At 33.7% G+C, this 22120-nt stretch carries 23 protein-coding genes, 2 tRNA genes and 1 other RNA gene; 10 read left to right on the top strand and 16 right to left on the bottom strand.

Translation table 11 applies throughout. From position 1 onward, the window contains the following. Nucleotides 1–308: integrase core domain-containing protein (locus A9G31_RS02510; protein WP_141671333.1), on the top strand; the 308-nt coding region annotated here is incomplete at its 5' end. Between the two features lie 250 nt (nucleotides 309–558). Here the strand turns inward: A9G31_RS02510 and A9G31_RS02505 are convergent. From A9G31_RS02505 to A9G31_RS02435, 15 genes are all read right to left on the bottom strand, one after another. Next, nucleotides 559–1107, bottom strand: a complete 549-nt coding sequence (locus A9G31_RS02505; RefSeq protein ID WP_065560285.1) for a tyrosine-type recombinase/integrase — start codon at nucleotides 1105–1107, stop codon at nucleotides 559–561. A gap of 257 nt (nucleotides 1108–1364) precedes the next feature. After that, nucleotides 1365–1440 (bottom strand) — tRNA-Gly (locus A9G31_RS02500). A 12-nt stretch (nucleotides 1441–1452) separates the two neighbouring features. Then, a tRNA-Leu gene (locus tag A9G31_RS02495) sits at nucleotides 1453–1540 on the bottom strand. 239 nt (nucleotides 1541–1779) lie between these two features. Next, a complete protein-coding gene (gene pgsA / locus A9G31_RS02490) occupies nucleotides 1780–2331 on the bottom strand; it encodes a CDP-diacylglycerol--glycerol-3-phosphate 3-phosphatidyltransferase (protein WP_034913104.1) in 552 nt (183 codons plus the stop codon). Between the two features lie 108 nt (nucleotides 2332–2439). Further along, nucleotides 2440–4275, bottom strand: a complete 1836-nt coding sequence (gene uvrC / locus A9G31_RS02485; RefSeq protein WP_065560284.1) for an excinuclease ABC subunit UvrC — start codon at nucleotides 4273–4275, stop codon at nucleotides 2440–2442. 1 nt (nucleotide 4276) lies between these two features. Continuing rightward, nucleotides 4277–4954 carry an arginine ABC transporter permease ArtM gene (artM, locus tag A9G31_RS02480; protein ID WP_065560283.1) on the bottom strand — a complete coding sequence of 226 codons (678 nt, stop codon included), beginning with the start codon at nucleotides 4952–4954 and terminating at the stop codon, nucleotides 4277–4279. A gap of 12 nt (nucleotides 4955–4966) precedes the next feature. Next, the gene (artQ, locus tag A9G31_RS02475) at nucleotides 4967–5695 is read right to left on the bottom strand and encodes an arginine ABC transporter permease ArtQ (RefSeq protein ID WP_065560289.1); all 729 of its coding nucleotides are present in this window, start codon (nucleotides 5693–5695) and stop codon (nucleotides 4967–4969) included. A gap of 129 nt (nucleotides 5696–5824) precedes the next feature. Further along, nucleotides 5825–6559, bottom strand: a complete 735-nt coding sequence (locus A9G31_RS02470) for a transporter substrate-binding domain-containing protein (protein WP_065560282.1) — start codon at nucleotides 6557–6559, stop codon at nucleotides 5825–5827. Nucleotides 6560–6582: 23 nt separating this feature from the next. Then, the gene (gene artP / locus A9G31_RS02465; protein WP_065560281.1) at nucleotides 6583–7311 is read right to left on the bottom strand and encodes an arginine ABC transporter ATP-binding protein ArtP; all 729 of its coding nucleotides are present in this window, start codon (nucleotides 7309–7311) and stop codon (nucleotides 6583–6585) included. A gap of 162 nt (nucleotides 7312–7473) precedes the next feature. Further along, nucleotides 7474–8121 (bottom strand): ElyC/SanA/YdcF family protein, encoded by a 648-nt coding sequence (locus A9G31_RS02460; protein WP_081297232.1) that lies wholly within the window; start codon nucleotides 8119–8121, stop codon nucleotides 7474–7476. Nucleotide 8122: 1 nt separating this feature from the next. Further along, a complete protein-coding gene (locus A9G31_RS02455) occupies nucleotides 8123–8812 on the bottom strand; it encodes a CidB/LrgB family autolysis modulator (RefSeq protein WP_065560280.1) in 690 nt (229 codons plus the stop codon). After that, complete coding sequence (locus A9G31_RS02450) at nucleotides 8809–9264, bottom strand: CidA/LrgA family protein (protein ID WP_081297696.1); 456 nt, start codon at nucleotides 9262–9264, stop codon at nucleotides 8809–8811. Before A9G31_RS02450 ends, A9G31_RS02455 begins: the two co-directional genes overlap by 4 nt. An 88-nt stretch (nucleotides 9265–9352) precedes the next feature. Then, nucleotides 9353–10798, bottom strand: coding sequence for an exodeoxyribonuclease I (gene sbcB, locus A9G31_RS02445; protein ID WP_065560279.1), 1446 nt, complete (start codon nucleotides 10796–10798; stop codon nucleotides 9353–9355). A 213-nt stretch (nucleotides 10799–11011) separates the two neighbouring features. After that, nucleotides 11012–11497, bottom strand: a complete 486-nt coding sequence (gene ubiT, locus A9G31_RS02440; protein ID WP_065560287.1) for a ubiquinone anaerobic biosynthesis accessory factor UbiT — start codon at nucleotides 11495–11497, stop codon at nucleotides 11012–11014. Between the two features lie 21 nt (nucleotides 11498–11518). Continuing rightward, entirely contained in the window at nucleotides 11519–13147 is a 1629-nt protein-coding gene (locus A9G31_RS02435) for a Na+/H+ antiporter (protein ID WP_065560278.1), read from the bottom strand. A 156-nt stretch (nucleotides 13148–13303) separates the two neighbouring features. Here A9G31_RS02435 and recO point away from each other — a divergent pair, with 156 nt between their 5' ends. Then, nucleotides 13304–13996 (top strand): DNA repair protein RecO, encoded by a 693-nt coding sequence (gene recO, locus A9G31_RS02430; protein ID WP_065560277.1) that lies wholly within the window; start codon nucleotides 13304–13306, stop codon nucleotides 13994–13996. A 41-nt stretch (nucleotides 13997–14037) separates the two neighbouring features. Here the strand turns inward: recO and A9G31_RS02425 are convergent, their stop codons facing one another. After that, entirely contained in the window at nucleotides 14038–14487 is a 450-nt protein-coding gene (locus A9G31_RS02425; protein ID WP_065560286.1) for a YaiI/YqxD family protein, read from the bottom strand. A 242-nt stretch (nucleotides 14488–14729) separates the two neighbouring features. Between A9G31_RS02425 and thrS the strand changes: the two genes are divergently transcribed. From thrS to ffs, 8 genes are all read left to right on the top strand, one after another. Continuing rightward, on the top strand, nucleotides 14730–16655 hold the full coding sequence (thrS, locus tag A9G31_RS02420; protein ID WP_065560276.1) for a threonine--tRNA ligase: 1926 nt from the start codon (nucleotides 14730–14732) through the stop codon (nucleotides 16653–16655). A 27-nt stretch (nucleotides 16656–16682) separates the two neighbouring features. Then, nucleotides 16683–17222: a translation initiation factor IF-3 gene (gene infC, locus A9G31_RS02415; RefSeq protein WP_065560275.1), complete on the top strand. Its 540-nt coding sequence runs from the start codon at nucleotides 16683–16685 to the stop codon at nucleotides 17220–17222. Nucleotides 17223–17307: 85 nt separating this feature from the next. After that, on the top strand, nucleotides 17308–17505 hold the full coding sequence (rpmI, locus tag A9G31_RS02410) for a 50S ribosomal protein L35 (protein WP_034913143.1): 198 nt from the start codon (nucleotides 17308–17310) through the stop codon (nucleotides 17503–17505). Between the two features lie 30 nt (nucleotides 17506–17535). Further along, entirely contained in the window at nucleotides 17536–17889 is a 354-nt protein-coding gene (gene rplT / locus A9G31_RS02405; protein ID WP_024496189.1) for a 50S ribosomal protein L20, read from the top strand. A gap of 209 nt (nucleotides 17890–18098) precedes the next feature. Continuing rightward, on the top strand, nucleotides 18099–19082 hold the full coding sequence (gene pheS / locus A9G31_RS02400; RefSeq protein WP_034913145.1) for a phenylalanine--tRNA ligase subunit alpha: 984 nt from the start codon (nucleotides 18099–18101) through the stop codon (nucleotides 19080–19082). 16 nt (nucleotides 19083–19098) lie between these two features. After that, on the top strand, nucleotides 19099–21486 hold the full coding sequence (gene pheT, locus A9G31_RS02395) for a phenylalanine--tRNA ligase subunit beta (RefSeq protein WP_065560274.1): 2388 nt from the start codon (nucleotides 19099–19101) through the stop codon (nucleotides 21484–21486). Nucleotides 21487–21490: 4 nt separating this feature from the next. Continuing rightward, nucleotides 21491–21784: an integration host factor subunit alpha gene (locus A9G31_RS02390; protein WP_034913150.1), complete on the top strand. Its 294-nt coding sequence runs from the start codon at nucleotides 21491–21493 to the stop codon at nucleotides 21782–21784. A 145-nt stretch (nucleotides 21785–21929) separates the two neighbouring features. Then, an RNA gene (ffs, locus tag A9G31_RS02385) (signal recognition particle sRNA small type) lies at nucleotides 21930–22025 on the top strand. Nucleotides 22026–22120: the final 95 nt, after the last annotated feature.

Raw genomic sequence — 22120 nt, 5'->3', positions numbered from 1 at the left:
GATATCCATTAAAAATACGGGTCGATAATGGGCCAGAATTTACAGGAAAAACCTTTATAAACTGGGCTAAATCACATGATATAACCATTGATTATATCCAGCCCGGTAGCCCTTATCAAAATGGCTTTATTGAACGATTTAATCGTACCTATCGTACTGAAGTACTCGATTTATATCTTTTTAACAACTTAGCACAAGCTAGGAAAATAACCGAAGAATGGCTAACGATTTATAACACCGAAAGACCGCATGAGGCATTAAATAACATGACACCGATTGAGTATAAAACACTAAAACAAGCAGCTTAATTTTCTACGTGAGTTGTGTACTAAGTTTGGGGTATTTACATTCTCTATACGTAAAATTTTTTCTATATTCAAAAAATTAATAGCTAAAGAATCTGGTTCTTATTGGACTTTCCTTATCAAAACGAAGTCTTGTATCTTAATCGGTGCTTCCCCAGAACAACATATAAGTCTAATAAATAATCGAGTATCAATGATGCCAATAAGTGGCACTTATAAGTACCCAGCTTCAGGTCCGACGCCCAAAGGATTACTAGATTTCCTTAATGACAAAAAAGAGGAAAACAACTCTGCGCATAATCAACAACAAATCCTTTCTTGTCACCGATTGTAATGATTTGTCTTTTAAGACAGGGAAAATATCATTAGTGAAAGCTCGGCGAATTTGAATCTCGGTACTACCGCGTCCGTTATTCTTTTTATCTTTAGAGGGTTTTGAGTTTAACTTCTTTAGTTTAAACTCAAGCCAATGCAGCGCAAATTGAGCAAAAGTGCATTTTTGCTCTTCATCAACCGCTTCCTCTACGGGCTCAATAGTTGGATTTTCTTTTAAGCGTGGATCGATGTTGCTTAACAATTTAAAATTGGCTTGTTCACATAGATAACGGGCTTGTTTTATATCTACCTTTGGATAGGTGCCGAACGACATTCGGGTCTGTTTACCGTTCCAAGAAAAACGAAACAGCCAATACTTTGAACCATTGGGATGAATATTTAGAAATAACCCATTACCATCTTTTAGAGTATATTCCTTAACTTTAGATTTTGCCGCTTTAATTTTATACTCAGTAAGTACAGCCATGATAAACTCCTTATGTTATTGATGAACGTAAGGATAGCTAGTCAATATTTAGACAAACTGTTCAAAAAATACATTATCACGATAACACATTTTTTGGACTAGTCCAAAAAAACTCATTCCGTTTTTGGACTGATTTTTGGACTAAATTCTCTTGGATGACTCTGGATTATTCTGTTCTATACTGGAAAGTAAAACCGTTAAATCACTTGCAAATTCTAAGTTTTGCGGATTTTAACGGACTATACTGGATGTTATATTGGAGCGGGAAACGAGGTTCGAACTCGCGACCCCGACCTTGGCAAGGTCGTGCTCTACCAACTGAGCTATTCCCGCATAGGTAAGAAGTGGTGCCCGGGGCGAGACTTGAACTCGCACGGCCAAAAAGGCCGAGGGATTTTAAATCCCTTGTGTCTACCGATTTCACCACCCGGGCTCAAAATTAATTACTAAAAAGTAATTTGTTTTGAATGCTGTGCATTTTACCGATCTTATGGTTTCAGTCAATAAAAATTTTAAATAAATCGTTTAATTGCTCAATGTTTGACTGATTAACAATTTAAATAGAAGTTATTGGTTGATTTTGAAGGGGATGAGTAATTTTGTTTACTAGAATTTATCAACAAAATTACTCGAATAAAAACATGCTTAGGTAGAAATATTAACTAAAAGTTATTATTCTTCTAATAAATCGCTATGTGCTATCCATAAATATTGCAACATTGATAATAGCGTTAATACTGTTGCAATAAACAATGCTGCAAGACCTGCGTAAATAACAATGTCACAAGGACGCCAAAGTAGCCAAGTTAATGCTGTCATTTGTGCTATCGTTTTGATTTTCCCAATTGACGAAACAGCTACATTGTTACGTTTACCAATTTCAGCCATCCATTCCCGTAAGGCCGATATTATAATTTCTCGTGAAACAATAATAATTGCAGGGATTGAGATCCACCATGATTGATAATATTGTGTAATTAAAACAAGCGCTATTGTTACTATGATTTTGTCGGCGACTGGATCTAAAAATGCGCCAAACTTGGTTGTCTGTCCTAGGCGGCGAGCAAGATAACCATCTAATACATCAGTCACGGCCGCAATTAAAAAAATTAATGCAGAGAAAAAACCAGACCATTCATGAGGGAACAAATAAAATGCCAGCACAAAAAAAGGAATTAAAATAACTCGAAATAGTGTTAAAAATGTTGGAAAATTAATTTTCATGTGACAAAAGCTCTTTTTTTATTTTATTAATCAATGCATTATAGATTAATAAAAAACAGTATTTTCTTAATGATTATGTTGCCTGAAATATGTTATTTTTTCAATGGGTTATTGTTGTAAATTTAGATAAATTTTTTCAGCTAATTGTTTTGATATACCTTGTACTTGCGCTATTTCATCAATACTGGCATTTTTTAACTCTCTTAATCCACCAAAATGTTTCAGTAGTGCTTGACGCCTTTTAGCGCCAATACCTTCAATATGTTCTAAGGCGCTGTCGGTTAATTGTTTTGTCCCTTTTTTACGTTGACCAACAATAGCATGATCATGTGATGCATTTCTTATTTGCTGAATGAGTAATAGTGCAGGGGAATGAGCATCAAGATAATGTCCTGTACCATGAGCTTCAAAAAAGAGGGTTTCTAATCCTTCTTTACGATCAGCTCCTTTAGCAACACCAATTAGTATAGGATGATTTTTGTTCCAATTTACCTCTAATTGTTCAAATACCTTTAGAGCTTGATTAAGTTGCCCTTTACCACCGTCAATAAAAATAATATCAGGAACTTTTTCATCGGGTAGTTCTTTTTTACTGTAACGGCGCGTTAAGACTTGTTCCATTGCCGCATAATCATCGCCAGGTGTGATACCAGTAATATTATAACGACGGAATTCAGATTTAACAGGTCCTTTATCATCAAATACAACACAAGATGCAATCGTGTTTTTACCCATAAAGTGGCTGATATCAAAACATTCCATTCGGTTAATTTTATCGATTCCCAAAAAAGATTTTAATGCGTCATATCGTTGTTTTATTGTGGAATTTTCTAATAGCTTATTTTTAACTTCAGTTTGAGCGTTTACTGTTGCAATATTGAGTAATTTAAGATTATCTCCTTTAGGTTCATCAATGAGTTTAACTTGATGCTCTGCAATAAGTGACAGTGTCTCTTCCATTGGTTGTTTATCTGATAATGAAAAATTGAGTAAAATTTTTCTCGGAATATTTCTATTCTGGTTACCTTGTAGATAAAATTGTCCTAAAAAAGTTTCTATAACTTCTTCTAGTTCTGTATTTGATGGTACTTTAGGAAAGTATGATCGATGACCAAAAGTTTGCCCATTCCGAATAAACAGTACATAGATACAAGCTAATCCTAATTCATAATGGAATCCAATAACATCAAGATTATCATTATTATTGTATATTGCTTGTTTTTCATTAATGTGTTTTATTGCTTGAAGTTGATCACGCAAAACCGCTGCTTTTTCAAAGTTGAGTTCGCTACTAGCTTTTTGCATATCTTCAGTTATTTTTTGTATTATCTGATCTGATTGACCAGATAAAAATAATCTAACATAGTTAACTTGTTCTAGGTAATCTTCATCACTGACTAATCCAGACACACAAGGCCCTAAGCAACGTTTAATTTGATATTGTAGGCAGGGGCGAGTTCGGTTGCGATAGGTTGAATTTAAACACTGTCTTATTGGAAATGTTTTTTGTAATAAAGCTAATATTTGCTTTACTGCATATCCACTTGGATAAGGGCCAAAAAATTCATCTTTTTTTCGATTGACCGCACCACGATAAAGAGACAATTGCGGATGTTGTTCTTTGCTTAACTTTATAAAAGGGTAACTTTTGTCATCTTTTAACAGTACATTGTATCGGGGTTGATACTTTTTAATATAAGTCTGTTCAAGCAGTAAGGCTTCGGTTTCGGTATTGGTAATTGTAAATTCAATATGATGGATATGACTAACGAGCATATCCGTTTTTAGCGTTTTTTTACTATTATTAAAGTAACTTTTTAAGCGATTATTAAGATCTTTAGCCTTTCCCACATAAATAATCGTCTGTTTATCATTAAACATTTGATAAATTCCTGGCTTATGTGGAACTGTTTTTAAAAAAGATGCTGAATCAAATTGGCTCATATTAGTTTTCAAATTTGAGGGCTTTTTTCTCTATAATCCTCATAATGGTGCTAAGTAAACCATTTATCAAGAGATATATTAACCCAGCAGCAATAAAAATAGTGAAATCATAATAATCCGCATTCAATTCATTGCTGTAGCCCATAACATCCATAACAGGAATCATTGACGCTAATGCTGTGCCTTTTACTACAAAGACAACTTCATTTGAATAAGTCGAAAGGGCTCTTTTTAATGCATAAGGCAAAACAACTTTTAAAGTTTGTTTTTTATTCATGCCAAGTGCTTCACAAGCTTGCCACTGTCCTTTAGGTAAGGCTTTTAATGAACCATAAAAAATTTGAGTTGTATAGGCGGCACTATTGAGTGTTAATGTTAAATAGGCACAAAACCAAGGCGAAGAAATAATGTTATAAAACGTCGGTATTTTGATTAAAATATCTCTAAATTGTGATGGCCCATAATAAATTAGTAAAAGTTGTACTAGTAAAGGTGTACCTGTAAATATAATGACATATGTGCGTATAACTTTATTTAATATAAAGTGATTTAATGACAATATGCATGATAGACAAGCAGCAATCAATCCAGCAGATAAAATACCCAAAATACCTAAACTTAATGTATCGGGTAAACCTTGGGCAATGATGTTAAGGTAATGAATAAAATTATCAGACATAATACGGCCTTACTAACTTTTCGCTGATGTAGGTTGTTCAAAATAGGTTGAGCGTTTTTCAATACGCGTTATAACCTTTTGACTTAAAATTGAGATAATTAGATAAATGATCATTGCAACAAAATACCATAAAAAAGGTTGGTTGGTTCGCGCGATGATAGTTTTGGTTTGCATCATTAAATCATCAATTGCAATTGCTGAAACTAATGCGGTGTCTTTTAACAAAATTAACCACTGATTACTTAATCCAGGCAAGGCATGACGCCACATTTGTGGCATTATAATACGAAGAAACGTGCGTGATTTACTTAACCCAAGTACTTGAGCTGCTTGTTTTTGTCCGTTAGAAATTGCTTTAAATGCACCGCGTAACGTTTGAGAGGCATAAACAGCGTATAAAAGTGATAGTGCTGCAACACCGCATAAAAAAGGACTAATATTAAAATCTTGAATATCTAATTGTATCGTCAATGACAAATAATAAAGATCGATTGTGAAACCATCATTTAATAATATTAATAATAGTGGTAATCCGTTATAAATAGCTACCACAATTAATAATTCAGGTAACGCGCGAATTGTTAAGTTAAATAAGGACATTGCCCACGCAACGGGTTTAAATGGAACAGATTCTAGTATTGAGAAAATTAAAGCGAAAACAATTCCGATAATTAATGATACAAAGGCCAATGATAATGTGATACCTGTTGCTTGTATAAGCGGCAAAATATACCCATCCATTAACGATGAGATCCATATCATTTTATTTGCAAAAAAATCAAACATAAAAAAACCAAGGTTAATTTAAAAAATAAATTCGCCGCAAGATAATGCGGCGAGATTATCATTGTATTTATTTAAAAATATAGTTTATTTATTGAACCATTTTTTATAGATAGCATCTAACTCACCGTTAGCTTTTAATTTATCTATTGCTTGATCAAATTGGTTAAGTAATTTTTCGTTACCCTTACGGATAGCAATTCCTAAACCTTCACCAAAATAGTCGTGGTCAGTGATTTTATCGCTTAAAGCAACAATATCTGCCTCTTTGCCTAGCCATTCGCCAGCTACGATTGAGCTTGAAACTATTGCATCAATTCTCTTCGCTTTTAAATCTAAAATAGCGTACTGATAACTATCATAGCTAACCGCTTTCATATCTGGGAATTTATCACTTAAATATTTAGGATAAGTTGTTCCTTTTTGTAGACCAACTCGTTTACCTTTTAGTTGATCGAGACTAGTCAATGTATCTTTCAATGTAACAAATTGGATTGAGCTATCATCATAATAAATTTTAGTAAAATCAACTTGTTTTTGTCGTTCTGGCGTAATATCAATTCCGGCTATAGCGGCATCAATTCGACGAGTTTTTAAGCTAGGAATTAAACCATCAAATGATTGATTGACAATTTTGCATGAAACTTTTATTTCATCACAAATCTTATTAATCACATCAATATCAAAGCCGATGATTTCATTTTTTTCATTAGTAAATTCAAAAGGCGCATAAGTTGCTTCTGTTCCGATTGTTAAGGTGTCTGCTGCTTGAGCTACAAAAGCAGTTCCTGCAAGACAAATGGCTAGTAACGTTTTTTTCATATATCCACCTAATTTTATTTTAATTAATGTGACAAATAAGCTTTAAACTCTTCAGTTTTAGGATGAGCAAAACATTCGAGTTGTCCTCGCTCAATGATTTTACCTTGCTCCATATAAATTACTTGTGAAGCAATTTTGCGTGCAAAATCAACTTCATGCGTAACTATAATTTGTGTAATACCTGTTTGAGATAGCTCATTGATAATTTCGGCAATTTGCGATGTAATTGCTGGATCTAATGCTGCTGTAGGTTCATCGAATAATAATATTTGAGGTTCCATCATTAACGCTCTAGCAATAGCGACACGTTGCTGTTGTCCACCTGAGAGGTGAAGCGGGTAGCGTTGTGCCATATCATCAATTTGCAATCTTTGTAATATCGCCATTGCTTTATCGCAAGCTTCTTTTTTAGATAACTTTAATACTTGGCAAGGTGCTTCAATCAAATTTTCTAGTACCGTCAAATGCGGCCATAAATTATAGTTTTGAAATACCATGCCTACATTTTTACGGAGATGTCTAATTGTTGATTCACTGATTTTTTCAGAAAAATCAAAATGGGTGTTAGCAATAGTCATCTGCCCTGATTTAGGTATTTCAAGTAAATTAAATACTTTTAATAAAGAGCTTTTTCCTGCTCCACTTTGACCAAGTAAAACAATGGTTTCACCAAGTGGATAACAGAGTGAAACATCATTTAAAGCCTGATGTTTACCATAAAAACAGTTAATATGGTTTAATTCAATATTCATTGTTAGTTATACATTTTTCTTGATGCTAAATTTGATTAAATATTACTTTTTCCTGCATAAAAATGCAATCTAATTTATTAGACAAGTTCTCTTTTGTCTGGTTTTTATACTTAAAGATGCACTTTCCTGAAAGTTTTTACAATCTTTTGTTATTTAGGATGGTTATTGAGCATTAGATAAAATAGGAATTACAGGGCCAAGATATCTAGGTTCTTTTTTTAGAATATAAAGATCAATAAATGCACTAACACGCGCAAACATTTCGCGGATACGGACTAACTTCATATTTTTAGGGGAGGGCACAGCAAAACATTGTGCTTGTATGTCTTGAGCAAGGGCAATAAAAATGGCTCGTTCGCAATGAAACTCTTGAGTGATAATAGTAAAATTATTTGCATCAAATACTTTATTGGCACGAACCACTGAATCGAAAGTTCTAAAACCTGCATAATCCAAAACGATCACATCGCTAGGAATTCCTGCTTTTATCAAATCCTTCTTCATAGTAATTGGTTCGTTGTAGCTTAAAAGAGCGTTATCACCACTTAATAATAAATAATCAACTTTGTTTTGCCAATAAAGATCAATTGCTCCATCAATACGATTACGATAAAAATCATTTAAACCTCCTCCTCGAACATATTTCGATGTTCCAAGTACAACACCAATAGTCCGGTAAGGAAGTTTGTTTTCATCATGATAAATATAAGGAGCTGTTTTATAGCTGATCCAATAATCTAAACCTACAATAGCAGTTATTAAAATCAAGCAGAAACTAGCAATATAAGCAATAAGCTTTTTTAATTTCATGCTAAAACCAGTTAAAAATAAATACCATTATTGGAAATAAAAAAGGTGCTGTCAATGAGGTCATAACACCACATAAAACTAATGATAACGAACTATACGCACCTTCGTTATAATCAACTTCAATACAACGGGCAGTGCCGACAGCATGTGAAACAGCACCGATAGCTAATCCTCTTGCTGGTGCTGATTTTATTTTAACTAAATTTAATATTTGATGTCCAAATATACCGCCTAATGTTCCAACTAATATCACGCATAATGCAGCTATTGACGGTACACCATCTTGATTACTTGCAATTGTTACTGCAATGGCAGTAGTAACAGATTTAGGTAGCACAGATGCAGCAATCTCAATACTTCCACCTAACCAAAATACAATACAAACACCGGTTATCATTGAAGCAAGCGATGCGGTAAAAGTAATAATCATTATTGACTTCCAACGAGCTTTAATTTGGGGAATAAGTTCATATAAAGGATAGGCGAGAGCAACAACAGAATAAGGCAATAGTTTATTAATGATTTGTACGTTGTCAACGTATTGTGTGTAACTGGTGTTTGTTATCAGTAAAATTGGAATTAATACTATTACCGTAATCACAAGGGGATTAAATAACGGATTTTTTATTTTAAATGATATTTTTCTAATAATGAAGAAAACAAAAAGCGTTAATGGTAGCATCCATATCATGGCTGATTGACCTCATCTTTTGGTGATGAAATTGAATTTTTTGCTGCGATTTTATGACATTGTTCTGTTAAAAATGCGGTTAGAAGCAATACAATAAGAGAACCACCTACACAGCCAAATATAATCGGAACCCAATTTTGTAATAAAAGTGAATAATTATCCATAATCCCCATTGCTGCAGGAATAAATAATAATGTCATGTAACGCATGAATAGATTACAGCTATTTTTGATCCAGCAAGTGGGAATTAACTGAAATGCAAGTAAAAAGAACAGGATCAATAAACCAATAATACTGCCAGGAATTATTATAGGTAATATTTTAGAAATAATATTACCTACCCATAAACAAAGAGTTAATATGACCAATCCACGACCATAACTAAAAAAAGTATAGTATAAAGAATATAGTCTATGTCTGATGGTAGCGTGCTTAGCTAGAAAATGTTTCATAACGTAAATGCTATTAATCTTAATTATAAATTATGACGGATGCTAGAGTGACATAAAGTTATTTGTCTATATGATACGCTCGTCAAAATTAATTACCAACTAAATAATGGCAGTAATGATAAAGTTGTTTAATTATTGCTAGTTTTTCTGGTTGCTGAATATAAGTTTCAGCATATTGTTCTAATATTAATAAGTAATCTTGAATTTTTGGGGTGTTGAGTTTATCGCGACAATAATCTTTCCAAATAATCTGTTCATGCTCTGTTAATGTTTGTGGGTAATTTCGCGCTTTATAACGAAAAAATAGTGTTGGTAAACGAGGATCATCAAACGTTAATGATAAACTATCTAATAGATGAATTGGAGTTGTTCGAATAGTCTCGCAGCGTAACTTATCTTGGTTATTTAGAAATTTTCCATAAATTTGAGCATCAACATCAGCGTTAATAGTATTAATAGGACTATTATTATCAATATTAAATAACGTCTGTATTTTATTTTGTAATAAATTTTGATTTTCTAACAATTTATGTTGGTTTATTAAACATTGCTCTATATCAATGTTAAACCGTTCAGCATTTTCAGGTAATAATGTTTTTAATGGTGCAATAACAGGACATTTATTGGTATGAACCAATTTTAAAGGTATTCGTGATTCACCTAATTGTAGATCTTTAGTTTTGGTGTAGAGCCTTTCCTTTATTTGCTCAACAGGTAGATCGATTAAGAGATCTATATCTCCAGTTAAATCGCAAATAACAGCGGCACTATTTTGTACTGGATGCCAAATTATAGGTGAAACTAAAGATAGATTACCACGATGGCTACCTAACATACCTGATACATGAACTATTGGTGTCATATTAACTACATCAATAAGTTCAGCAACTTTATTTTTTTTACGTAATGAGAAAAAATAATTAAACAGTTTAGGTTGTTTTTCTTTTATTAATTTAACCATTGCTATAGTTGCATAAACATCAGACATTGCATCATGTGCATGTTCATGCTTAATGTTATTTGCTTTTGTTAGATGTTCTAAACGAAAACTTGGTAGGCCTTCATCATTAGTTGGCCAATTAATTCCTTCTGGTCTTAGCGCATAACAAGCACGAACTACATCAAGTAGATCCCATCTTGAATTGTTGTGTTGCCAACAATAAGTATAAGGGTCATAAAAATTACGATATAAAAGATTACGCGTTACTTCATCATCAAAACGAATATTGTTATATCCTAAAATACAAGTATTAGGTTTGCTAAAAGCTTGATGAATTTGTCGAGTAAATTCAGCTTCACAAACTCCTTTGTTATTAGTTTCTTGAGGTGTTATGCCAGTAATTAGTACCGCTTCTGGATTGGGTAGATAGTCTTGAGCTTGACAACAATATATAACCAAAGGATCTTCAATAATATTAAAATTCTCATCAGTTCGAATTCCAGCAAATTGAGCAGGGCGATCTAATGCAGGATGAGTTCCAAATGTTTCATAATCGTGGAAGTAAAAAGTTGGCTGTTCTTGGTTATTTTTCATTTTGTAACCATATATTTTATGTTTTCTGTAAAGAAACTCATAAATTTCATTATATATACTCAAAATAATCAGCTTCTTTTCCCCATTTTATATGGGGGGTTAGAATAATCTATTATTTACAAGATAGAAATTAATCAATTCAAAATTTTCAATGAAATCTATCATTACACAGAATAAACATTTTGAATGATTTAAAATGAGTATAATTTATTCTTAATTGGTTGGTGCACTTTCGATAATGTCGGCTAATTTTTCAAGTGTTAGCCTTAAAAATTTTGTCATAGCTTCCAACTCTATAGAATCCATTAAGTTTTTTACATATAACCCTAATTCAGTATCACCTTCAACAATCAAACGACGTTGAAAAAATAGCGTATCGGGATCTTGTCGTCTAGTTGCTATCATAATCAAATCATTAGCATTACCTATAAAGCTTACATCAGCAATTTCTTCTCGGCTAACAACTAATTTGTTATCGATTAAACTAACAAACCACACAAGTTCCAGATCAGTAACTTGAATTTTAAGCCAACGATTTTCTAAAAAATCCAGTTCACCATCTTCTAGAGAATGTTCAAATTGTAATTTCAATAATTGCTCTATGGTTTGTTTTTTGACATTAAAAGGAATGTATCGTAAGGTAAGCCCCAAAATATGGGGCGCTTTATTAACAAACTGTGAATGAATTTTGTTTAAAATTTGGCTTTTTGCTCCAATCATTTATGCATCCCCAGAAATCATTTTTTCATAAATATCCAAGTCGGTATTCAAATGCTCAAAAACCTCTTCACTAACCTCATTACGAACTTTCATTTGTAAAAGAGCAGTACGTTCTGCACCTATAGCAACTAAACGCATACGTCTTTCTAGATTTTCTGCTTCAAGAGATTTTTGTTCTAAATCTTTAAGGCCGGTTCTGCGCCTTAGCGAACCGATAACACGTGAGCCGACTTCATGAATAATTTCTTGATCTACTCGGTCTTCAGCTGTTTCTTGCAACAAATTATTTTGCATTTTTTCTAGGCTTACAATTGCCTCTTCAGCCATATGACCTTTTACAGTTAAAATTTCATTTGTTTGTTCTGAATTATCTAAAATAACACTACCTCGTAATAAGATAGGTAATATGATCACAGCAACAATCAATGAAATTAAAATAATACCTGCTGCAATAAAAACAAGTTGATAACGACCACTAATCGTCATTGGAATAGACAATACACCAGCTAAAGTGATGGCTCCTCGAACTCCTGCAAATGTTGAAATAAGCAGGTCTCGGTTTGAATAGGATCTGAATGCAAGAGGTCTTTTGGTTCCAAATGGCATTGTAGGCATATGCTTCATCGCCCATAACCAAGCAAATCGAGTTCCCATCAATACAGCAAAAACAAATAGAACAATTAAACATAATTGCCATACCTCAATCGAAGTGTCGATCTGGTTTTCAGCAAAAGTATTGTTAAGAATACTTGGTAATTGAATACCTAATAAAACGAATACAAAACCATTAAAGACAAACGTTAACATTGACCATGTGCTATCTGATTGTAAACGCGCAGTTAAAGGAGCATTTCGCATCATACCAGAATGATTAACCGTCATACCTGCGCTTACTGCTGCTAAAATACCAGAACAATGACATTCCTCAGCAATGATATAAGCGGCGAATGGTAGTAAAAATAGTAATACTATTTGAATAGCGGGATCATTGTGAGTTAGCTGATTTATTTTACGCAAAATACGTGCATATAACCAAGTAAATAAAACGCCAATAGCCAAGCCACCAATAGCAACTATAAAAAATTGTACGCTAACATCAAAGATGTTAAATACTGCATCACCAACTGCAATAGCAATAGCAAATTTTAAAGAGACCAGACCTGAAGCATCATTCATTAATGCTTCACCTTCAATGATTTCCATCTTCTCTTTTTCGATACGGCCTTTACCAACAATTCCACCTAATGCAACTGCATCGGTTGGAGATAATACAGCAGCTAAAGCTAAACCTGCTGCTAATTCAACATTTGGTAATATCCAATGCAGAATATAACCTAATGCTATAATAGAGATAACAACTAAAACTAAAGCCAATCCGACAATTTCTCTACCATTGTATATGAAGTCTTTTACTGATGTTTTGCGTCCATCAGCAAAAAGTAAAGGAGGAATAAATAAAACAAGAAATAGTTTTGGATCAAATTCTACATAAACATTAAATGCCGCCAATATGCAACCTAATAATATTTGCATTAGAGGTAGTGGAATTTGAATTGGTAACATTTTAACAACGACACCAGAAAGTGATACAATTAACACCAAAAGTAAAATTATTGAAAAAAGTTCCATAGCTTGTCTTTTATTTATCCTATAATCCTATTGTTTGCATTGATTATATCGGATCTTTAGTTAAATTTCAGGTGAAAATTTCATGGATTTATCTAAATTTTGCTCAGATACAATTTATTAATCAAAAAACGGTGGTATGATTGAAAGGTATTTTGAATGGAAAATTGGCAAAGAGCATTTATACTACATACTCGTTCTTATACTGAAACTAGTTTATTAGTCGATCTATTTGTTGAAAATATCGGAAAAGTAAAGGTATTAGCTAAAGGTGCTAAACGAAAAAGCTCTGCCTTGAAAGGTATGTTGCAACCTTTTACTCCACTTATTGTGCAATACTCAGGCCAAGGTGAAATAAAAACATTGCGTCAGGTTGAAGCTATGTCGCTTGCATTGCCATTGGTATCTGTTTTTTTGTATAGCGCATTTTATTTAAATGAACTATTACATCGAGTTTTAGTTGCAGAAGCAGAATTGCCAACTCTTTTTGATGATTATCTAAAAAGTCTGAAACAATTAGCCCAACAGGTTCCTGCTGAAAATGTGTTGCGAGCTTTTGAATTATCGTTATTAGAAAATTTAGGATATCACGTTGATTTTTTTCACTGCTGTGTAACTGGCGATGACATTGTTAAATCGATGTATTATCAATATCAATCGGAAAAAGGATTTATCAGTAGTTTATTACAAAATAGCATCAGCTTTACTGGCGAGCAGGTTTTAGCTTTAGGAAAACGTCAATTTGATAATATCGATACGTTAAAAGCAGCTAAACGCTTTACTAGGATGGCGTTGAAACCTTATGTAGGATCAAAACCATTCAAAAGCAGAGAGCTATTTCTAAAAATTTAGTTTTGCTAATTTGGCTGCTCGATTTAAAAGAGTTATTAAATTCATTTCGATGTTGAATTAAGTAATATATCAAGCTGATTAGCAAATTTTTCTCGGTCTTTGCTGGAAAATGGAGCTGAACCTTTAGATTGTATTCCACTTGCTCGCATGGTTTCCATAAAATCTCTCATAATTAATCGTTCTTTAATTGTATCTAGTGTATATTGTTCACCTCGTGGCGTGAGCACTAATGCATTTTTATTTAAAACTTCGGATGCAAGTGGAATGTCTGAGGTAATAACTAAATCATTTTTTTGAACCGACTCAATTATTTTTCTATCTGCTACATCAAATCCTTTTTCAACTAATAAAGTTTTAATATAAGGTGACAAGGGGATAGTTAAACATTGATTTGCAATTAATGTTGTATTTATTGCTTTTCGATTTGCAACTCGATATAAAATCTCTTTAATTGGGTTAGGGCAGGCATCAGCATCAATCCAAATATTCATAGCATATGTGTTCATATTATAAACTTTTATTAGTTAATGATTATAATCTTTGTTATACAAAAATAACCATTTATTTGTAAAAAAGTTTCCGGTAACTATGTGTTTTAGTATATTTATTAAGCTTCATATTAATATGATTCTTTCTATTTTAAATCCAGATGATAAGTGGTAGTATATTCGACCTATTTTTTAAGTAAGCAAGTGCGCTTTCGTGTGGCGCACCACTGTTATAAGGATTTGTTATGCCAATTATTACTCTTCCTGACGGAAGCCAACGTCAATTCGATAAACCCGTTACTGTTTTAGAAGTTGCTCAAAGTATTGGAGCAGGTCTTGCTAAAGCTTGTATAGCTGGGCGTGTAAATGGCGAGCGTAAAGATGCCTGTGATGTCATTGATCAAGATGCAACATTAGCCATCATTACAGCCAAAGATGAAGATGGACTCGAAATTATTCGTCATTCTTGTGCACATTTATTGGGTCACGCAATTAAACAACTATGGCCTAATACACAAATGGCTATTGGTCCAACAATTGATAATGGTTTTTATTATGATGTTGATTTAGATCACTCTTTAACTCAGGAAGACCTTGATGCACTAGAAAAACGCATGCATGAGTTGGCTAAAAAAAATTATGAAGTAAAAAAAGAAGTGGTTAGTTGGGAGCGCGCTAGAGAAGTTTTTTGGGAGCGACATGAACCATACAAAATTGCTATTTTAGATGAAAATATTCCAAAAGATTCAAAACCAGCTCTTTATCATCACGAAGAATATATTGATATGTGTCGTGGACCACATGTTCCTAATATGCGTTTTTGCCATCATTTTAAATTGCAAAAAATTGCTGGAGCTTATTGGCGCGGTAACAGTGATAATAAAATGTTACAACGTATTTATGGAACAGCATGGGCAGATAAAAAACAACTTGATAGCTATTTACAATTTTTAGAAGAAGCCGCTAAACGAGATCATCGCAAAATTGGTAAGCAACTAGATCTTTATCATATGCAAGAAGAGGCGCCTGGTATGGTGTTTTGGCATAATGATGGTTGGATTATTTTCCGTGAACTTGAGGTTTTTGTTCGCACTAAATTGAAAGAATACGATTATCAAGAAGTAAAAGGTCCATTTATGATGGATCGTGTTTTGTGGGAAAAAACAGGTCACTGGGGTAATTATAAAGAGTTAATGTTTGTTACTTCTTCTGAAAATCGTGAATATTGTATTAAACCAATGAACTGTCCAGGACATGTACAAATTTTTAATCAAGGCTTAAAATCTTATCGTGATTTACCATTACGTATGGCGGAATTTGGTAGTTGCCATCGTAATGAACCTTCAGGATCTTTACATGGTTTGATGCGCGTTCGAGGTTTTACACAAGATGATGCACATATCTTTTGTACTGAAGATCAAATTCGCAGTGAAGTAAATAGCTGTATCAAAATGGTTTATGATACTTATAGTACTTTCGGTTTTAATGATATTACTGTTAAGTTATCAACCCGTCCTGAAAAACGAATTGGTAAGGATGAAACTTGGGATCTTGCTGAAAAAGATTTAGCTGAATGTTTAACAGAAAATGGCATTGAATTCGAATATTTACCAGGTGAAGGCGCTTTTTATGGCCCAAAAATAGAATTTACCTTGCATGACTGTTTAGGTAGAGCATGGCAATGCGGTACAGTTCAGCTTGATTTTATGCTACCTGAACGTTTAGATGCGACTTATGTAGGTGAAGATAATGAACGTCATGTCCCGGTTATGATTCATAGAGCTATTTTAGGTTCTATGGAGCGTTTTATGGGTATCTTGACTGAAAACTGTGCAGGTTTTTTCCCTACTTGGCTTGCTCCATTGCAAGTTGCAGTAATTAACATTACCGATAATCAAGCTGAATATGCCAAACAATTAACCGCACAATTACAAAAAGTTGGCATTAGAGCAAAAGCGGACTTGAGAAATGAGAAAATAGGGTTTAAAATTCGCGAGCATACTCTAAAACGTGTTCCTTATATGTTTGTTTGTGGAGACAAAGAAATGGAATCAGGAACAATTTCAGTTCGAACTCGTCAAGGTAAAGATCTTGGTAGCTTTGAAGTGAAACATGTTATAGAATTGTTGCTTAACGAAATTCATAGTCGTTCATTAGAACAAATGAATTAATGATAAATTAATTTGGAGGAATGAGATATTAAAGTCAGTAAACGAATTCAGTCAACACGAGCACATAAAATCAATGATGAAATTACAGCTCGTGAGGTGAGGTTAACCGGCGTCGATGGTGAGCAGCTCGGTATAGTAAGCTTAGATGAAGCTTTAAAACAAGCTGAAGAAGCAACTTTAGATTTAGTTGAAATAAGCCCTAATGCAGAGCCACCTGTTTGTCGAATTATGGATTATGGCAAGTTCCTCTATGAAAAGAGTAAAGCAACAAAAGAGCAGAAGAAGAAGCAAAAGGTTGTTCAGGTTAAGGAAATTAAGTTCCGACCTGGTACAGACGAAGGCGACTATCAGGTAAAACTCCGCAGCCTGATTCGCTTTCTTGAAGATGGCGATAAAGCTAAAGTAACGTTACGTTTTCGTGGTCGTGAAATGGCTCACCAACAGTTAGGTTCTGAAATGCTTGATCGTATTAAAAAGGATTTAGCTGATTTGGCGGTTATTGAATCTTATCCAACTAAGATTGAAGGTCGACAAATGATTATGGTGCTAGCGCCGAAGAAGAAATAATGGTTCAACAAGCTAGATTTTGATACTATTGAAAACTACACCATTATTTTGTTTTTATTAACAATGCGAAGTGGAAATTAATAAAATGCCTAAAATTAAAACTGTAAAAGGCGCAGCAAAGCGCTTTAAAAAAACAGCTTCTGGTGGCTTTAAGCATAAGCAAGCTAACAAGAGTCATATCCTAACTAAAAAATCAACTAAGCGTAAACGTCATTTACGTGGTTTGACTACTGTGTCAAAAGGCGATTTAGGTTTAGTTACTGCGTGTGTTCCATACGTTTAAGTTTTGATTAATTATTAGAGGATATAGTTTATGGCTCGTGTTAAACGTGGTGTTATTGCTCGTGCACGTCACAAGAAAATTTTAAAACAAGCAAAAGGTTATTATGGAGCTCGTTCACGTGTATATCGTGTTGCTTTCCAAGCTGTAATTAAAGCTGGACAATATGCTTACCGTGACCGTCGCCAACGTAAACGTCAATTCCGTCAATTATGGATTGTTCGTATCAATGCTGCAGCTCGTCAATGCGGTCTTTCTTATAGCCGATTTATCAATGGTTTAAAGAAAGCGTCAATTGAAATTGATCGTAAGATCTTAGCTGATATTGCTGTATTTGACAAAAATGCATTTGCTGCATTAGTTGAAAAAGCAAAAGCAGCACTATAATAGCTTTATAAAAGCCGAGTTATCTCGGCTTTTATCATTCAATTTTAATATGTTAAGGGTAAATTTATTATGAATATAGTTATTTTTTGTTTCTTTTTTGGTTTCTTTAGCAATACTAACTCGTGAGGCAAAGAAAAAACAAAAAATAATTATAAAAGCCTCAAAAGAGGCTTTTTTTATGCAATAAACACAATAAGCAGGAGAACTGTATGTCTCAATTAGTTGAACTGGTGAATAACGCCAAATCCGCTATTGAAAGTGCTAATGATATTAATTCGATCGAACAAATTCGAGTGGAATATTTTGGTAAAAAAGGCTATTTTACAATGCAAATGGCTTCTTTACGTGATGTTCCTGCCGATGAACGTCCATCTGTGGGTCAAAAAATCAATGATGCAAAGCAAGAAGTTGTTCAGCTATTGAATCAAAAGCGCAATTATTTAGAGCGTCAGGCTCTTAATGCAAAACTAGCCAATGAAACAATTGATATTACATTGCCTGGCAACTCACTTGAACTAGGCGGATTACATCCAGTTACAAAAACAATTAATCGATTAGTTGATTTTTTTGGTGAACTGGGTTTTGTTGTTGAAACCGGTCCAGAAATAGAAGATGACTACCATAATTTTGATGCATTAAATATTCCTGCTCATCATCCTGCTCGTGCAGATCATGATACATTTTGGTTTGATGCAAAACGCTTATTAAGAACGCAAACTTCAACAGTACAAATTCGCACAATGGAAAATCAAAAACCACCCATTCGAATAATTGCTCCTGGAAGAACATATCGAAATGATTATGACCAAACACACACACCAATGTTCCATCAAATGGAAGGTTTGCTGGTTGATAAAGATATCAGTTTTACACATTTAAAAGGGTTATTGCATGATTTTCTACACTGCTTTTTTGAAGATAATATGGAAATACGCTTTAGGCCGGGTTACTTTCCATTTACAGAACCATCGGCTGAAGTTGATATTAAAGCTAAAAATGGTAAATGGCTAGAAGTCTTAGGCTGCGGAATGGTTCATCCTAATGTATTACGTAATGTAGGCATTGATCCTGAAGTTTATAGTGGTTTTGCATTTGGTATGGGGATAGAACGATTAACTATGTTACGTTACGGCGTCACTGATTTGCGTTCTTTTTTTGAAAATGATTTACGTTTTTTAAAGCAATTTAATTAATTCTGGAGATCAAAACATGAAATTTAGTGAAAGTTGGCTACGTGAATGGATCAATCCAGAAATTAGTAGCGAAACGCTAGCTGATCAATTAACAATGGCTGGTTTAGAAGTTGATGATGTCGAAAAAGTAGCAGGTGACTTTACAGGTGTCGTTATTGGTAAAGTCGTTGAATGTATGCAGCACCCGAATGCTGATAAACTTCGTGTAACAAAAGTTGATATAGGCAAAGAAGAATTACTTGATATCGTTTGTGGCGCGCCAAACTGTCGACAAGGTTTGACTGTTGCATGTGCTACAGTGGGGGCTGTTTTACCAGGTAATTTTAAAATCAAATCAGCTAAGTTACGAGGTGAACCGTCAGAAGGCATGCTATGTTCATACTCAGAACTGGGGATTGCTGATGAACATAATGGTATTATTGAATTACCTGATGATGCTCCTTTGGGACGAGATATTCGTGAATATTTAAATTTAAACGATGTCACAATTGATATTAGTGTAACACCTAATAGAGCTGATTGCTTTGGTATTGTTGGGATTGCTAGAGATATTTCTGCAGTTAACAATATTCCAATGCAAGCACTTAAAGTTAACAGTGTACAGGCAACAATTTCCGACACAGTATCAATAAAAATAGATGAACCCACAGCATCACCTCGCTATTTGGGTAGGGTAATTAAAAATATTAATGTTAATGCTCAAACGCCACTATGGATGAAAGAAAAATTGCGTCGTGGTGGAATTCGTTCAATCGATGCCGTTGTTGATATAACTAATTTTGTATTATTAGAAATTGGCCATCCAATGCATGTATTTGATTTATCGCAGATTGAAAAGGGCATAATTGTTCGTTATGCAAGCAAAGATGAAAAGCTGACTTTACTTAATGGTAATGACGTTAAACTTAATGATAAAACTTTAGTAATTGCCGATCACCAAAAAATCTTAGCGCTAGCGGGGATTATGGGTGGTGAAAAATCTGGTGTAACACAAACAACCAAAGATATATTTCTTGAAGCAGCATTCTTCAACCCATTAGTTATAACAGGTAAAGCACGTGAATACGGTTTACACACAGAAGCGTCACACCGCTATGAACGAGGAGTTGATCCTTTCTTACAATTTACAGCAATGGAACGAGCAAGCCAATTATTAATTGATATTTGTGGTGGAGAAGCAGGTCCAGTTATTGATGTGACACATGAAGCTGAACTTCCTGCACAAGCAACTATCCAATTGCGACGTAATAAAATTGATCGCATTATTGGCTATACAATCGAAACACAAAAGATTACCGATATTTTAATTAGACTCGGTTGTGAAGTTGAATATAAAGACAATGTTTGGATTGTAAAATCACCAAGTTGGCGTTTTGATTTGCAAATTGAAGAAGATTTAGTTGAGGAGGTTGCCCGTATTTACGGATATAACAATATCCCAAATGCCAATTTGAAAATTGAATCAGTAATGAAACCGAAATCAGAAAGTCAAATCTCATTACGTAGAGTAAAGGATTTATTGGTTGATAGAGGGTATCAAGAAGCGGTGACATATAGCTTTGTTGATCCAAAAGTTCAGCAAATATTATATCCTGAATATCCAGAAATTAAATTACCTAATCCGATTTCAAGTGAAATGTCAGTTATGCGTTTATCGCTTTGGTCTGGGTTATTAGATGCGATACTATATAACCAAAATCGTCAACAAACGCGTGCCCGATTATTTGAAACTGGATTGCGTTTTATTCCTGATGAAAATTGTGAATTTGGCGTACGTCAGGAGTTAATGTTAGCAGGTATTGTTACTGGTAATTTATATGAAGAACACTGGCAACTCCCTAAAAAAAACGTAGATTTTTATGATCTCAAAGGTGATCTTGAGTCAATTTTTTCTCTTTTAGGGTGCGGCGATCAAATACAGTTTAAAAAATCTGAACTCCCTGCTTTACATCCAGGACAAAGCGCAGCGATTTATTTAAATGATGAGTTATTAGGTCATTTAGGAGTCTTGCATCCAGAAATTGAAAAAAAATTGTCTTTAAATAGTAAAACGCTTGTTTTTGAAATAAATTTAGCTAAAATTAGTAGAAAAGAGGTACCTGTAGCTCAAGATTTATCCAAGTATCCGTCAAATAAACGTGATATAGCTATTATTGTTTCAAATACAATACCAGCAGCGGATATTATTTTAGAATGTAAAAAAGCGGGTGGTGAGCAACTTATTAAAGTGACTCTTTTTGATGTGTATCAAGGTGAAAATATCAAAGAAGATCAAAAAAGCATTGCTATTAGTTTGATTTTACAAGATAAATCACGTACGCTTGAAGAAGAAGACATAACTAACATTGTAAGCAAATGCGTTACTGCCTTACAAAATCGTTTTAAAGCCCTATTAAGAGAATAATAATATGACATTAACTAAAGCAGATATTGCAGATCGTCTTGCCGAAAAATTTAATATTGATCGACAAGAATCTAAAATCCTTGTAGAGCTATTTTTTGAAGAGATTCGGGTAGCTTTAGAAAAAGGAGAACCAGTTAAATTATCTGGATTTGGTAATTTTACAGTACGTGATAAAAATTCACGCCCAGGTAGAAACCCAAAAACAGGTGAAAGTGTTGATATTTCAGCTCGTAGAGTTGTTACATTTAGACCTGGTATAAAATTCAGAGAGCGTGTTGAAAAAAATTTAGTAATCTAATTTCTGAATTACAAACTATCATTTCAAATAATGGCTTTTCTTTTGATATAGCATCTAAAGAAAAGCCAGACAGTTGTATTATACTAAAAAGTAGTTGTAAAAAATTAATAATTCAAGTATGATACCTCCGCTTCAATGGAGGCTCTATGGGTTCTCTTGCAACATTTTTTTGCTCACTAGGTCAGGTCCGGAAGGAAGCAGCCAAAGTAAAATACATGTGTGTGGGATGTAGCTGATAGGGTCTCCTCCAATGCATGTTTACAGTAAATTTACCAATTTTTTTAATTATAAATGAATTTAAATATATTTATAATTAAAATACATATGTGAATTTGT

Origin of the sequence: Gilliamella sp. Gris1-4 (assembly GCF_001690335.1) — a bacterium.
Classification (GTDB): domain Bacteria; phylum Pseudomonadota; class Gammaproteobacteria; order Enterobacterales; family Orbaceae; genus Gilliamella; species Gilliamella apicola_P.
This window is presented reverse-complemented; position numbering and strand designations above follow the sequence as displayed.